The 13,446-nt window shown below is 67.1% G+C and carries 10 protein-coding genes, 1 tRNA gene and 3 pseudogenes; 6 read left to right on the forward strand and 8 right to left on the reverse strand.

Annotation, left to right across the window (positions count from 1 at the left end; translation table 11 throughout):
• Positions 1–27: 27 nt before the first annotated feature.
• On the forward strand, positions 28–2,619 hold the full coding sequence (locus ABD481_RS21350; protein WP_344667481.1) for an IPT/TIG domain-containing protein: 2,592 nt from the start codon (positions 28–30) through the stop codon (positions 2,617–2,619).
• Positions 2,620–2,890: 271 nt separating this feature from the next.
• On the opposite strand, the pseudogene ABD481_RS21355 reads toward ABD481_RS21350, so the two are convergent.
• From ABD481_RS21355 to ABD481_RS21370, 4 genes and pseudogenes are all read right to left on the reverse strand, one after another.
• Positions 2,891–3,460: pseudogene (locus ABD481_RS21355) on the reverse strand (helix-turn-helix domain-containing protein); the annotation flags it as partial.
• Positions 3,461–3,617: 157 nt separating this feature from the next.
• Positions 3,618–3,854, reverse strand: a complete 237-nt coding sequence (locus ABD481_RS21360) for a transposase (RefSeq protein WP_425559244.1) — start codon at positions 3,852–3,854, stop codon at positions 3,618–3,620.
• A gap of 282 nt (positions 3,855–4,136) precedes the next feature.
• Positions 4,137–4,514 carry a hypothetical protein gene (locus tag ABD481_RS21365; RefSeq protein ID WP_344667482.1) on the reverse strand — a complete coding sequence of 126 codons (378 nt, stop codon included), beginning with the start codon at positions 4,512–4,514 and terminating at the stop codon, positions 4,137–4,139.
• Positions 4,515–4,772: 258 nt separating this feature from the next.
• A tRNA-Ala gene (locus tag ABD481_RS21370) sits at positions 4,773–4,844 on the reverse strand.
• 276 nt (positions 4,845–5,120) lie between these two features.
• On the opposite strand from ABD481_RS21370, the gene ABD481_RS21375 reads away from it, so the two are divergent.
• Entirely contained in the window at positions 5,121–5,714 is a 594-nt protein-coding gene (locus ABD481_RS21375) for a GNAT family N-acetyltransferase (RefSeq protein ID WP_344667483.1), read from the forward strand.
• Here the strand turns inward: ABD481_RS21375 and ABD481_RS21380 are convergent.
• Complete coding sequence (locus ABD481_RS21380; RefSeq protein ID WP_344667484.1) at positions 5,707–7,272, reverse strand: asparagine synthase-related protein; 1,566 nt, start codon at positions 7,270–7,272, stop codon at positions 5,707–5,709. The genes ABD481_RS21375 and ABD481_RS21380 overlap by 8 nt on opposite strands.
• 21 nt (positions 7,273–7,293) lie before the next feature.
• Complete coding sequence (locus ABD481_RS21385) at positions 7,294–7,440, reverse strand: hypothetical protein (protein ID WP_344667485.1); 147 nt, start codon at positions 7,438–7,440, stop codon at positions 7,294–7,296.
• A 402-nt stretch (positions 7,441–7,842) separates the two neighbouring features.
• Between ABD481_RS21385 and ABD481_RS21390 the strand changes: the two genes are divergently transcribed.
• Together ABD481_RS21390 and ABD481_RS21395 are read left to right on the forward strand one after the other, a co-directional pair.
• Positions 7,843–8,763: a hypothetical protein gene (locus ABD481_RS21390; RefSeq protein WP_344667486.1), complete on the forward strand. Its 921-nt coding sequence runs from the start codon at positions 7,843–7,845 to the stop codon at positions 8,761–8,763.
• A 273-nt stretch (positions 8,764–9,036) separates the two neighbouring features.
• A pseudogene (locus ABD481_RS21395) lies at positions 9,037–9,198 on the forward strand (transposase); the annotation flags it as partial.
• An 829-nt stretch (positions 9,199–10,027) separates the two neighbouring features.
• Here the strand turns inward: ABD481_RS21395 and ABD481_RS21400 are convergent.
• Entirely contained in the window at positions 10,028–10,273 is a 246-nt protein-coding gene (locus ABD481_RS21400) for a recombinase family protein (protein ID WP_425559247.1), read from the reverse strand.
• A gap of 736 nt (positions 10,274–11,009) precedes the next feature.
• Between ABD481_RS21400 and ABD481_RS21405 the strand changes: the two genes are divergently transcribed.
• Both ABD481_RS21405 and ABD481_RS21410 read left to right on the forward strand, forming a co-directional pair.
• On the forward strand, positions 11,010–11,627 hold the full coding sequence (locus tag ABD481_RS21405; RefSeq protein ID WP_344667487.1) for a hypothetical protein: 618 nt from the start codon (positions 11,010–11,012) through the stop codon (positions 11,625–11,627).
• 282 nt (positions 11,628–11,909) lie between these two features.
• Positions 11,910–12,002, forward strand: a pseudogene (locus ABD481_RS21410) (thioredoxin-disulfide reductase); the annotation flags it as partial.
• Between the two features lie 58 nt (positions 12,003–12,060).
• On the opposite strand, the gene ABD481_RS21415 reads toward ABD481_RS21410, so the two are convergent.
• Positions 12,061–13,407 carry an MFS transporter gene (locus tag ABD481_RS21415; RefSeq protein WP_344667488.1) on the reverse strand — a complete coding sequence of 449 codons (1,347 nt, stop codon included), beginning with the start codon at positions 13,405–13,407 and terminating at the stop codon, positions 12,061–12,063.
• Positions 13,408–13,446 lie beyond the last annotated feature (39 nt).

Below are 13,446 nucleotides of genomic sequence, written 5' to 3' on the forward strand. Positions count from 1 at the left end.
ACAGCTAGATCAGGGAGGGAATTCCCCATGCCATCCGACCTTGCTCAGGCGGGCACGCCACGCCCGCGCACGCGCCTGCGGCATCGTGCCCGGCGCAGGCTGGCGGCGCTCACCACCGGCGCGCTGCTCGGCGCCCTGGCCGTCACGGCACCCGCCGCACCGGCGTCGGCCTCCACCACCACGACCTTGGCCTACGTCGCCAATACCGGCGCCGCTACCGTCTCGGTGATCGACACCGCGACCAACACCGTCACCGCGACCATCGGAGTCGGCGGCGGCCCGATAGCGGTGGCGTCGAACCCGAACGGCACTGCCGCGTACGTGGCCAACAATCTGGCGAACACGGTGTCGGTGATCGACACCTCGAGCAACAGCGTCACCGCGACAATCCCCGTCGGTAACGCTCCGGAGCAGATGGCGGTCACCCCGGACGGTTCCGCCGTCTATGTGGCCAACCTGTTGGGCCAGTCGGTGTCGGTGATCGACACCGCGACCAACAGCGTCACCGCGACCATCCCCGTCGGCAACCAACCGGTCGCGGCGGCCGTCACTCCAAGCGGCGCCGCCGTGTACGTGACCGACAGCGGCGACAACACGGTGTCGGTGATCAATACCGCGAGCAACACCGTCACCGCGACCATCGGACTCGGTGCCGGCCCGTCCGGGGTGGCGATCACCCCGAATGGAGCCACTGCCTACGTGACCGACTACGGCTCTAACGTGGTGTCGGTGATCGACATCGCGAGCAACACGGTCACCGCGAACCTCCCGGTCGGCAACAGCCCCTACGGTGTGGCGATCACACCCAACGGCGCCGCCGTGTACGTGGCCAACTACGGTGACGGCTCGGTGTCGGTGATCGACACCACGAGCAACACCGTCACCGCGACCGTCGCCGTAGGCACCTCGGCATACTGGACAGCGATCACCCCGGATGGTGCCGGCGTGTACGTGACCAATATCAGTGACAACACGGTGTCGGTGATCGACAGCGCGACCAACACCGTCACCGCGACTGTGCCGGTCGGCAACGTCCCGACCGGGGTGGCGATCGCTGCGCTGCCGGCCAGTATGCCGGTTCCGGCGGTCACCGGGCTCAGCCCGACCCACGGCCCGGCGGCCGGTGGCACCAGTGTCACGATCACCGGTACCGGGTTCACCGGCGCCACGGCGGTCAGCTTCGGTGGCACCGCTGCTACCTCGTTCACTGTGGTGTCCGACACCTCGATCACCGCCACCGCCCCCGCGCACAGCTCCGGCACCGTGGACGTCACGGTCGCCACCGCCGGCGGCACCAGTCCCACAGGATCCGCAGATCACTACACCTATGATGTGCCCGCTCCAGCGGTCACCGGGCTCAGCCCGAATCACGGCCCTGCGGCCGGCGGCGCCAGCGTCACGATCACCGGTACCGGGTTCACCGGCGCCACGGCAGTCAGCTTCGGCGGCACCGCGGCCACCTCGTACACCGTGGTCTCCAGCACCTCCATCACCGCCACCGCTCCCGCGCACAGCGCCGGCACCGTGGACGTCACGGTCACCACCCCCGGTGGCACCAGCTCCACCGGATCCGCAGACCACTACACCTACGACGCGGCAGCGCCCACCGTGACCGCCGTGAGCCCCAGTCACGGCCCGACCTCCGGCGGCACCAGCGTCACCATCACCGGCACGCACCTGACCGGCGCCACCGCCGTTCACTTCGGCACCAGCTCCGCGACCACGTTCACCGTGGTCTCCGACACCCAGATCACCGCCACCGCCCCCGCCTCAACCAGCCTCGGCACCGTCCACGTGACAGTGACCACCCCCGGCGGCACCAGCGCCACCGGGTCCGGGGACCAGTACACCTACGTCGCCACCATCGCCCAGATCCAGGGCGCCGGGCGGATCCCGGTCGGCTCCCACGCCGGCGAGTTCAGCGTCGCCGCCCAGCGCACGTCGGCCACCGGTTCGGTCAGCGGGCATCTGGAATTCGAGGACCAGCCCGACGGCGTGCACATCCACGACGGCACCTTCACCGACCTCTACGTCACCGCTGACGGCACCGCGCACGCCCAGGGCACCGCCAGCTGCACGATCAGCGGGACAACCAGCTCCTGCTCCTTCTCCCTGACCGCCACCAACGGCGGCAAGGGCACCGGCACCTTCACCCTGACCTACAACACCACCACCGTGGGCGGCACCATCCTGTCCGGCCACGTCACCGTCTCCCCCACCACCGGAGGCCCGACGACCGCCGCCACCCCGGCCGCGGCGGCCACCATCGGCACCTTCTCCACCACCCTGCTCGGGGTCTCGCTGTCCGGCGGGCAGTGCGCCGCCGCCGCCGAGGTCACCAGCAGCGGTAGCAGCGGAGGCGAAGTGGACTGCCTGCTGCTCGGCGCCCTGGGTGTCGACATCGAGGTGGACCTGCCCACCACTACCGGGTCGACCGGCACCGGCACCGCCACCCTGGGTGGTACCGCCACCGTCACCGTCGGCAGCCTGCTGCCACTCTCGCTGCCGGCCACCGCCAACCTGGTCAGCACCGGCAGCACCCCGGGGCTGCAACTGACCATCAACGGCGTTACCCTGCCGGTCCTGCCCATCGGCGCAGGCGGCATCGAAATCGGCTGAACACCAAGACGATGAATGTTCGCCCTGCGTCTCTCCGCAAAGGAGGGGCGTAGGGCGAACGCATTGGAAAGCGGCGCTGACAACGGCCGACCTGACCTGAACCGGTCTACTGCGTGCACTGCCGTGCCCTGCTTGTGTGTGGCGGCTTCGTGTGGTTCTGGCCCACTTTCCGTAAAGGCGCTGTCGGCGGTCGATCGTTCAAGGCTGAACGCTGCTGCTGAGCCAGTCACCTGCTCTACCGGATCACGGAATGTGGGCCAGATCCACTTCAAACCGCTGCAGACAGGTAGCTGTAGCCGATCACCGGCTTGCCGCCTTTGCGCTGGCCGGTGTTGGTGCGCTGCTTGTTGCGGTTGCCTGCGGCCTTGCCGTGGATGCGGTGGCCGCCGCCGTCGGGGACGTTGCCGAGCTTCTTGATATCCACGTGCACCAGGTCGCCTGGGGCGGTGTGCTCGTAGCGGCGTACCGGCTGTCCGGTGGCCCGGTCCAGGTGCGCCAGCCGGGCCAGCTTGTACCGGATCAGGACGCGGTGCACGGTGGCCGGGTTCAGCCCGAGCAGGAACGCTATCCGGGCCGGACCCCACCGCCGGGCCAGCCTGGCCTTGACGATCCGCCGCTCGGTGCGGGTCGGGATCCGGCGCGGGCTGCGATGCGGGCGGCTCGACCGGTCTGCCATCCCGGCCGCACCGTGCTGCCGGTACCGGTCGGCCCAGCGCTTGGCCGTCGTCGCACTGACCTGGAAGCGTTCGGCGGCCCGCCGCAGCGGCCAGCCGTCCTCCACGATGGCTCGGGCCAGCCGCTCCCGACCAGTCTCGGACAACGGTGCATTACGGTGGACCATGAGGGCCTTCCTGCTTGCCGGGCGTAGATGTCGCAATCCACACCCAGCCAGAAGGCCCTCACCCATTTCAAGATCGCTCAGCCGTGACCCCCGTCACCAACCTAATGGTCAGTACAGCTAGAGGACCCTGCCATCGATATGCCAGCCAGCGTGTTCATCATCGACGCGGTCTCGGCTGCGGACTCCTCCAGTAGGGAGGTGAACAGCTCCCGCTCCAGGATCTCCGGCACAGCGCCCGGTTCCGCAGCCACGTGTACACACCCTCCCAGGATCCGAACTGCTCCGGCAGTTCCTCCCACGGCGACCCGTTCCGGTACTTCCATTCGATCGCGTCGATCACCTGCCGATGATCCCGCCACCGCCCACCCCGACGCGGCATCCGGTCCGGCAACAACGGCTCAATCCGTACCTACTGCACATCGTTCAACCCCACACCCGGACCAACGAACCACCGATCTGAAAGAAAAGCCCTAGGCAGCCCCTCTCGTCGTCTCTGGGCTGACCTCCCGCCGCCGCTGCGGCGCTGCTGTATGGCCGCTGGATTGAACGAAGGGACCGGCATCTGGCCGTGGAGTGCCTTAAGTCATGCGGAGCGCGGAAACCACGCCCCGCATAGCCGCCATGTTGAGGCGCAGCTGGTCACTAAATGTGAATATTTACAGCCGGCACTAGGCCGTTATATACCTGAGTTGACCCAATCACTGCATACGTGTTCGTTAAGTTCCATGTCATAGACGCAGGTCTGGACCTGGTGTGTTCCGTCATTGTCGTAGAGCTGACTTGTGGAGGGTGAGTATTTATCAACCCAGGTCGTCTGTGTCTTGCCGCCATTAGTGACATTTCGCTGCACGAGCTCCATCGCACAGACGTTCACGTCACCACGAAACTTCCACCAACTGGCCTCGGCCCAGTGGGCCGTGACCTGAACAGTCTCGGCCACACAATTCGGAGTGCTGGCGGAATAAGTGTCTGCATGCGCTGGAGCTGCCGATAGCAGCGTTGTGCCGAACAGTCCGACACTGGCCACCAGTGCCGCTGTAGTCAATTTGCGCATTTCTCTCCCCCTCGAAGATGTAGTGATGCAGCGCGCTACGCTATGGATCGACGTGAGGCTGCTGTCACCAATGATTAGCCAATCCGCCCTGGCGACGCACGGATTCCTTCCAACTCCGTACAGCCACCCGGCCACTGATAGGTGGAAGCCCACCAAAGAGGGGTGGCCTCACGTCGAGCGCAGCTTGGCCAACCTGGCGGCTGCCAACGTCTACGCTTCGGAAACGCCGGTCCGCACCCGGCGCCTTGCCGATGAGAGGTGGCCCCCCGGGATTCAAACCCGCACCAGCCGCGTGCAAGGCGGCCGTGCTGCCGTTGACACCACAAGCCGATGACGGGGGTCGGATTCGAACCGGCGACCTCGGGTTTGTAAGACCAACGAGAACGACCGAACTTCTCTATCCCTCCGAACCATAGGCTCCGGTGAAGGGCATGCAGCACGAATGACTTTCTAGCTGCGGCTGAGGTCTCAGAACGCCGCAGCAGTGAAGTCCGCAGGCTAAAAGGCAGGACAGTAATTTTTTTGGTGGACTGCGGGATGTCGGCCTGCTGAGCTGCACCCGATCCGGCGGTGTCCTTGGTCTAGACCGGCCCTTGTGGGTTGCCCGTGGCAGACTCGGGGGCCCCTGCCGCTTTTGCTTTCGTTCCGGAGGTCTTCGTAGTGTTTGCGATGCGACCGGCCTGTCCGGACGATGTCCCGGCTGTCGCGGCGGTGATCACTGCCCGGTCGGTGTGGATGGAGGGGCAGGGTTTTGCCAGTTGGAGCGGGGTCGTTGATGATCTCGCAGGCCAGGCTGCGGTGGATGGCACGCTGATGTGGGTGCTTACCGCCGACGAGCGGGTGATTGGCTGTACAACACTGGCTGGGGACAGGCCGCAGTGGGGCTGGACGCCGGAGCAGGCCGAGCAGGACTCGTTCTATCTGTTCACCACCTGCACGCACCCGGACTTCCGCCACGCGCGGCCGGGATCGCTGATGGCCTGGTGGGCTGTTGACAAGGCTGCGGCTGAGGGCAAGCAGTTCGTGCGGCGTGGCACGACTGAAATCAGCCTCGTCCGTTACTACGCCAGGCAGGGTTTCGAGTTGGTCCACGAGGTCCAGCGCAAGAACAGCCTGGTCTATCTGATGGCCCGCCGCGCCCAGCGGCTTGCAGGGCTGGAAGCGTTGTTCGCGGCGGGCTTTGTGGTGCCGGTCAGCTGAGGAACGCCCGGACCGCCAGGTCCAGGTGGACCACCTCCAAGAGTTTGGACTCCTGGCCTTCGGTGTAGCGGCCTTCGGTCATCGTCTTGACGGCAGCGGCGACCGCGTCTGCGTCGATGAGCTGGCGGTCGAACAGGGGCGAGCCGTCGGCGAGCATCCGCTCCAGCAGGGTGGTGCCGGACCCGGCCAGTGCGGTTTGGACGATTTCGGCGAAGGATTCGCGCTGGATGGGGCGTACTACGTCCATTCCGAGTCCGAGCCGCTCCAGCAGGCGGCGCTGGAGCTGCTTAAAGTCCCTCCAGCCGTACGGCAGTTGTTCGCCGAACTCCACCAGCGGCGGGTTCGCGAACGGGTGGATCGGCCAGATTCCCTCGCGTAGCAGCGGCGGGGCGGTGCTCTCCAGCGCCAGCAGGGTCATGGAGTTGATTGGTGCCGGCGGGGCGGTGCCGACGTCGGCGTACTCCAGCAGTGTTACCGCAGCTGGTCCCGTCCACGGCGGCATCACCGGCATCCGGTTCAGGTCCAGGTGCGGGGCCTCGCTCTCGGACAGCGCCACCAACTCATCCCCACCCAGGCCGGTGACGATCGCTGTCGTGCCGGTGCGGGCCAGTTTCGCAGTGAGCTGGCTGAACGGGAAGAACAGCGGTTCATCGTACAGTGAGATGAGTTTGCCGCGTACCCGGGGGCATTCGGGGTCCAGCGGCAGCAGCTTCGCGGCGTCGATCGTCATATCGTCGGCGAACGGCAGGACGGTACGCATTCCCGCGCGGCGTCGTTCCTGTTGGGCCCGGCCGGGTCCGTCGATGAGAAGCGCTGCGGTCCGTATCTGGTGCGGGTGCCGTTTGGCGGCGGTGGTGCCGATACAGCCGGAGTCGAACCCGCCGGACAAGTGGAACACGGTGGTCGCCGGCTGCCACGGCCGGGCATCCAGCGCCTCGTGCAGCAGTTCGACGAACACGCCGAGCACGTCGGCGTCGTCGGCGAGTTCGCGCGGGTCGTGGTGCAGCGCCGGGGCCGGGTAGCTGATGTGCAGGGCGCCGCCGAAGTGCGCGGTCGCGCGCTCGGTGAGCCGGTGGATCCCCTCGAACACGGTCTGGGTGGAGTACCGCGGCCGGAACACCAGCAGCCGAGCAACTTCCACGGCGTGCAGACCGGTGGCGAACTGTTTCAGGTCCGCCATGTCCCAGGATCCGTACAGCCGCTCGGCGTCGGCAGACAGATACAGCGGCGTGGTGCGCGCGGCACCGGCGGTGACTGTTACCGGCATCCCCGGTGCTGTGTGCACCAGCACATGGTCCCCGGGCCAGGTGCTGGCTTCGGCAGCAACCTGGTCCAGGATTTCGGGGCCGGCGTAATGGATGCTGGAGTCGAGACTGGCTCGGCCGGTTGCCCTCTCACGAACGACGATCAAGGTACGGACGCTGTCGGTGTAGGCGGCGTGTTCGACCATTGGGTGGTTGATCGGAGTGACGCGGCTGGCGCCGTCGGCGGCGGTGTACCCGCCGTCGACGGCCTGCCAGGAGGCGTCCGCATACGGTGTGAGCTGGAATGTCAGCACGTCAGCGGCCCTGGCGTCGGGCTACAGGGCCGTGGTGTCGTACGTGTGTGCGGTGTCCGAGGATCCCGACGTCTTCTTGTACTCATGCGACTCGGCCAGGCTCTGCACTCGCAGCCGGTCGGGCCCGGTGAACAGTGCCGCCGCCTTCGTCTTCGTCTTCGCAGCCATTGTGGGGCTCCCTTCTCATGATCGGGGCGAGGGCTCGCCCCGTCGTGGTCATGAAACCGCCGGTGAACGCTGCTGAAGAGGGGGAATAGAGGGGGTATGCCAGGGGGTAAATCAGGGGCCACCTACAATCATCTGGCCGCGGTGATCCTTGCTCGCCGCAACGAGCTGGGCAAGTCCCAGCGCGACGTGGTCGGCGAGCTGCGAGCGGTGCGGCCCACGTTCGACCGGTCGGAGTGGCGACGCTGGTAGAAGGGCGAGGGCGCCCCCGGCCCGTTCTGGCTTCCGCACGTCGCAGCTGTGCTCGACGTGGATATCGGCGTGTTGCGCGCAGCGAAAACGCTCCCAGGGCCACGTTCAGCTGACAGGATCGAAGCAGCAGCCGCCACTGCCGAGGAGGATCTTGTGCTGGACCGTCGCGACCTGCTGCTCGGCACGGCCGGACTATCGCTGGAAGCTGCGATGTTCCGGCCTACCGGCATCACCGAAGCCCCTGCGACGCTGCGCGGGCAGCTGGCCAAGGCTCAAAGCGACTTCCGCGCCGGCAAGCACACCTCTCTGGGCAAGAGACTTCCCGGCCTGGTCGATCGGGTCGTCTCCGGCGACGACAAGCGGCTGACAGCTGACGTATGGGCGCTGGCCACCGAATACCTGATCAAGACTGACCAGGACGACTATGCACTGCTGGCCGCCGACCGCGCCGCCGCGGCCGCAACCGAGTCCGGCGACCGGCTCGCCGTGGCCGAGGCGGCATACTGCCGGTGCATGTCCCTGCGGCATTCAGGCCGCTCCGGCACCGGCAAACCGGCCACCAGCCGCTCCCGCACCGCCTACACAATCACCGTGGACGCGGCAACCAAGCTCGCCGACGAGGGACTACGCACGGCCAACGATTTCGCGACCTACGGCCATCTGTTCCTCACCGCCAGCTACAGCGCCTCGGTGGCCGGAGACGCTGCCCGCGCCGAGGACTACATGCGCGAGGCCGAAACCGTCGCCGCCCGCCACTTCGACACCGACATCGCCCACGGACTGTGGTTCTTCGGGCCCGCCCAGGCCAGGCTGTACCGGCTGAGCATGGAGTACGCCCTGGGCAACGTCGGCGGCGGGATCAACACAGCCAGAGCCCTGAACCCCGGCCGACTGCCCACCCCGGAGCGCCGCGCCCGCTACTGGATCGACCTGGCCCGCGTATACGACCAGTGGACCGGCCACCGAAGCGAAGTCGCCACCGCCCTGCGCCACGCCCACACCGAGGCCCCCGGGGAGGTCACCTCCAGACCGGCGATCCTTGCCCTTGCCAACGACGCCGGCTTGAAAACTTAGATCGCCGAACCCAGGCTTGCCCTGGACCAAGCCTCCGGCGCGTTCCAGAAGAGACCAGATCGCCTGGGCCAGGCAGGCAGCTGCCTAACTCTAGCCCTACAGCTCCGGCGTCACCGAGGGCGCGGTCAACCGCATCAAGGCCCTCAAACGCGGAACGTACGGCCGCGACGGCTTCCCGCTGCTCCGCAAACAGATCCTGCTGGCATGATCCACACCGCCCATCCCGGAAAGCGGGCCAGACCCCACACGAAGCCAGCCGATGATCTCCCAGAGCTTCACTACTTCGCTGATGGCCTGCAACGTGACAACGCCGCTGTCACCGCTGGCCTGACGCTCCCGTGGAGCAATGGCCCGGCTGAGGGCATCGTTAATCGCATCAAATACCTGAGAAGGCAGATGTACGGCCGGGCGAACCTCGATCTACTTCGCCTGTGAATCCTTAACCCCAACTGAGTGGATCTCGCCCAGGGTCACCGGCTCACGCTTCCCGTGCCAGAACCCATCAACCAGACGCTTGACAGGCTCCGGCAGGTTGGTGTCCGGCTGCGGCATCGATCGACGCTTGGCAATCTGGTCGATACCCTGCCCAAGCGAGCAATGAATAGGGGTCACTGTTGTAGAAGGACGAGGGGTGCCCCGAATGTCCTCGGACGACGTCGTGCATGTATCGAACTTCGCCTGCCCGCAGTGCCGGCAGATCGATCTGGTGGTCTCGGTGCCGGCGGTCTACGGGGCTGGCACGGTAAGCATGTACTCCAGCCGCTACCCAGGGGCCAGTCCAACACCTGGGCAGCCAACGAGCGTGGCGATGTCTCAGGTTGCCGCGATGTTGGCGCCTCGCCCGCTTCCCTACCCGACTACCGAGCCGGCGACGTGCCTTTCAACGATCGTGTTTTTCGTAGCCTTGCCGATCTGGATCATCTGGGCAATCCAGATCTCAGCGTCAGCGTCGGCTCGCAACCGGCGAGTAGAACGCGGTCTGCCCGCCGCCCTGGCGATCTGGCACCAAGGCTGGTTCTGCCACCGGTGCGCAGGGGTCTTCTTTTCGTCCGCAGCCGGCCCAGTGGAGGTGCCTCGCGGCCAACTGCTACATCCCCTGCAGTTCCAGAACATGGTCTGGTCAGCTGGTGGCTACCAGGACCTGCGAAACCGGTAAGCACGAAAACACTCTGATTCGGCCTTTGATCCTCGGGGTCACCGCCATGGAGGACCCGTGGACTGGACACCGAGGGGTGCTTCCCCTGACGCTCGCCGCTGGCGATGATCAGGTCGGGGGCGATCTGCTCGACGGACTCCTCGCCGGCGCGGCGGCGCAGCACGGTGTGCAGCGGATGTTCTCCCGCTCGGTCTCGGCCATCGCGGCGAAGAACGCGAACAGCAGCTTGCCGGGCCCGGACGGGGCGTAGATCCCCGGCAGGAGGCCGACCAGCCTCTCCAACACCAGGCCGTGCGCGGTGAGGTGGTCGGGCAACGCCGTCAGCTCCGCAGCGTCGCGGCCCAGGCGCTTCATCTCGTACACCGTGAAGATCACACGGCAGTGACGACGGCGGGTCTGATGAGGGGCTGGCTGCTCCTCGGAATCAGGATCAGTATGAACCAGTGCCTGCGCGAGCACCTCGTCTTACGGCCAAGGCGTCAGCAGGGACTGGCAGAACATGCCCTATTGACCAGACCGAAAACCGCGACCAAGGAGAACACCGAAAGCCCCGGCCGAGTACGCCCAGCCAGGGCTGGAGGTTTTGATCGAGGCCAATGGTCGCGCCGCAGCTGCCGCGCCGACGGAATCAACTACCCGAACTGGTGTCGTGTGGTGGATCAACGGAGACCGTCTGTACTGACGCGGCCACGTGGCCGTCAACGCTGCCAGAACGCTTCGAGGAGACATCATTGCTTGATCACCCAACGGCGTGGACGCGCTCCCCAGGAGCCGGACACGCCGCTCAGCGCAGCAGAGTTCGGAGACACGCGCCTAGCAAGCCCGGTCTCAGTTGCCTGTAGGGGTAGCAGGCCGGGCTCTTTTTGGTGTCAGCCACGAGACCGACGCGCGGACGTAAGCGGCAACGTTGACTTCCCTACACCCCCACCCCACCATTGGATCCACGGCGTAGTCCGACGCCGAGCTCGACGGGTCCGTCCGGGGCGTGACCGATCTTCGAGCGAAGGGGGGCGTACTCCCGGACCGCTTGTCGCGTGGACACACCTCACTTCATCGAGCCGGCCCCGGCGGTACTCGCGTGGAGGCTGTCGTGACGCAGAACAAGGACCTCAAGAAGCTCGTTCGCGAGCGGATGCAGCAGACCGGGGAGCGCTACACCGAGGCGTTGGCCAACATCACCAAGGCCACGCCGCTGGAGCCGGTTCCGGCCCCGTGGTTCATGGGCGGCGAGCGTCCGGGCAACTACGAGTTCGGCCTGCTCCCTTCGTCCGTCTCCTACCAGACCGCGCGGACCGTCAGGCTGCGCAGCAAGGGCAGCGGAGGCACCGGGTTCGGCACCATGATGCAGAGCTTCACCGCGGGCGACTACCGCGGCCGACGCGTGCGCCTCCACGCGCAGCTCCGCAGCCTCGATGTCAGCGGCTGGGCCGGTATGTGGATGCGGGTGGACGACACCAGCAGCAAGGGCGCCGCGTTCGACAACATGCGTGACCGGGCGCTCAGCGGCACCACCGACTGGCAGCCGGCCGCCGTCGTCCTCGACGTCACGGCCGACGCTACAAGCATCCACTTCGGCGTAATGCTGACCGGCGGCGGCGCGATCGACGTCGCCCGGCTCGACTTCGAGGAAGTCGACGACAGCGTCGCCCCCACAAACAGCCCACTGGCGACCGGGCCTCAAGGCCTCGACTTCAACGCCCGGTTCTGAATCCGGCGACGGCCCCACATCGGATCGCCCGCCGACACGGGATCAACGACGAGAGCGCCACGAACCAGAAGCGGTCGACCGACTCGCAGCGAACCCTGACAATCCGACGACGCAGGACCACACTCTCGTGACGCAAAAACCAGCAGCTCAGCACCCTTGGAGACTTTACGACAGCGCAAGACCGCTATAGAACCCAGATCACGGCGCGTTGCACGGTACGCGAGTGACAAGAACATCTGGCCAGGACCGCCGGCCTGTTCATCGCCATCCCATCGGCCATGACCCCGCGTCGAACTCTTCGCAGGCCAGCTCGACCTCGATGAGGAAGGCTACCTCGCGGTCGAGGGCCGCTCGTCGCGTACCAACAGGCCGGGCTGCCGAGCGGTGCCTCGCGGCGATGGCTGATGACAGAGACTCGAACAGATGGCAACTCCTAGAGCCGCCGCAAGCTCCGGCTTGCCAGGCCACACACGGCGACCGCCGCGAAGCCGAGCCCGGTGAGGTGGAACATCGCGGCTGGGGGCCAGTGGTAGAGGACCAGGCCGGCGACGGAGACCGACAGGGGGAACATGGCGAAAGTGACCAGGCTGATCAGTGCTTGGGCACGGGCCAGCAGGTGTGGTGGGGGCATGCGTTGGGTGGCGGTCATGACCAGGACGGCGAGTACTCCGTCGAGTGCGCCGATCAGGGTCATCGTTGCGGCCATGGGGAGTAGGCCTCCCGCGTGGGGAAGGGTGGCGAGCAGGGTGCCGTTGACGGCGAGCGCCGTGATGACGATCAGGCCTTGGCGGTGGCGGGAGAGGAGTGGGCCGGCTGATGCGCCGCCGGTGAGCATGCCTGCGCCGAGGGCGGCCATCAGCCAGCCGTAGCCGGAGGGGCCGAGGTCGGGGCGGGTGCGGGTGAGGACTGGGAGTGCGACTTCGAGTGTGCCTCCGACTGATGCGCCGAGGACGGCGGTCATGAGGAGGACAGTGCGGTACAGCGGCGAGGAACGGACGAAGGCGGCGAGAGACAGGGGCCTGATTGGTAGCTCGGTCGTGGCCGGGGATGGGTTGGTGACGGCTCCGGGCCGTGGTCGATGGCTCATGGCCATCAGCGCCAGTGCGGACACCGCGAACGACGCGGCGTCCACGCCCACGGCGGGCCACGGCGCGAGCACGGCGACCAGCGCGCCGCCGATGGGGGGCCCGATCACGTTGGCGAACAGGTTCGTCGCGATGCTGATGGTGTTGGCGGCGGGCAGCTCCGCGTCGGGCACGAGGATCGGGGTGATGGATCGGTACGCGGGTAGGTGTGCGCCTTCGCACGCCCCGAGGAGCACGCCGGTGATCACCAGCTGGGCCAGTGCGGGCGTTCCTCGTGCCGCGGTCGCGGTCAGGGCGGTCAGCGCCGCGCAGCGGACCACGTCGGCCCACAGCATGACGGGCCTGGCGCCGAACCGGTCGGCCAGCATCCCTCCGGGCAGGGCGGTCACGATCCGGGCGAGTCCGAAGCCCGTGAGCGTCAGGCTCAGGCCGCTGATGGCGTAACCGGCGCCGAGGATCAGGAACGGGAGGGCGACGAGGTACACCATGTCGCCGAGAGTTGACAGGGATTGGCCGCCGACCAGGATGCGGAAATCGCGGCGGCGGAGCGGGGCGAACGGAGGGACGGCTTGGCCGGCTTGGTCACGGCCGGCCGAGTCGCGAACGGCCGAGTCACGACCGGCCGAGTCGCGGACGGGCTCGCCACGATCGGCGGGTGCCGCCTGCGCGGAGCCCGCCTCAGGTTCGACGCTCATCGGGCCTTCTCCCTTCGCAGCCGCCGGAATCGGATCGGA

It is taken from the genome of Catenulispora yoronensis (assembly GCF_039531695.1).
Classification (GTDB): Bacteria; Actinomycetota; Actinomycetes; order Streptomycetales; family Catenulisporaceae; genus Catenulispora; species Catenulispora yoronensis.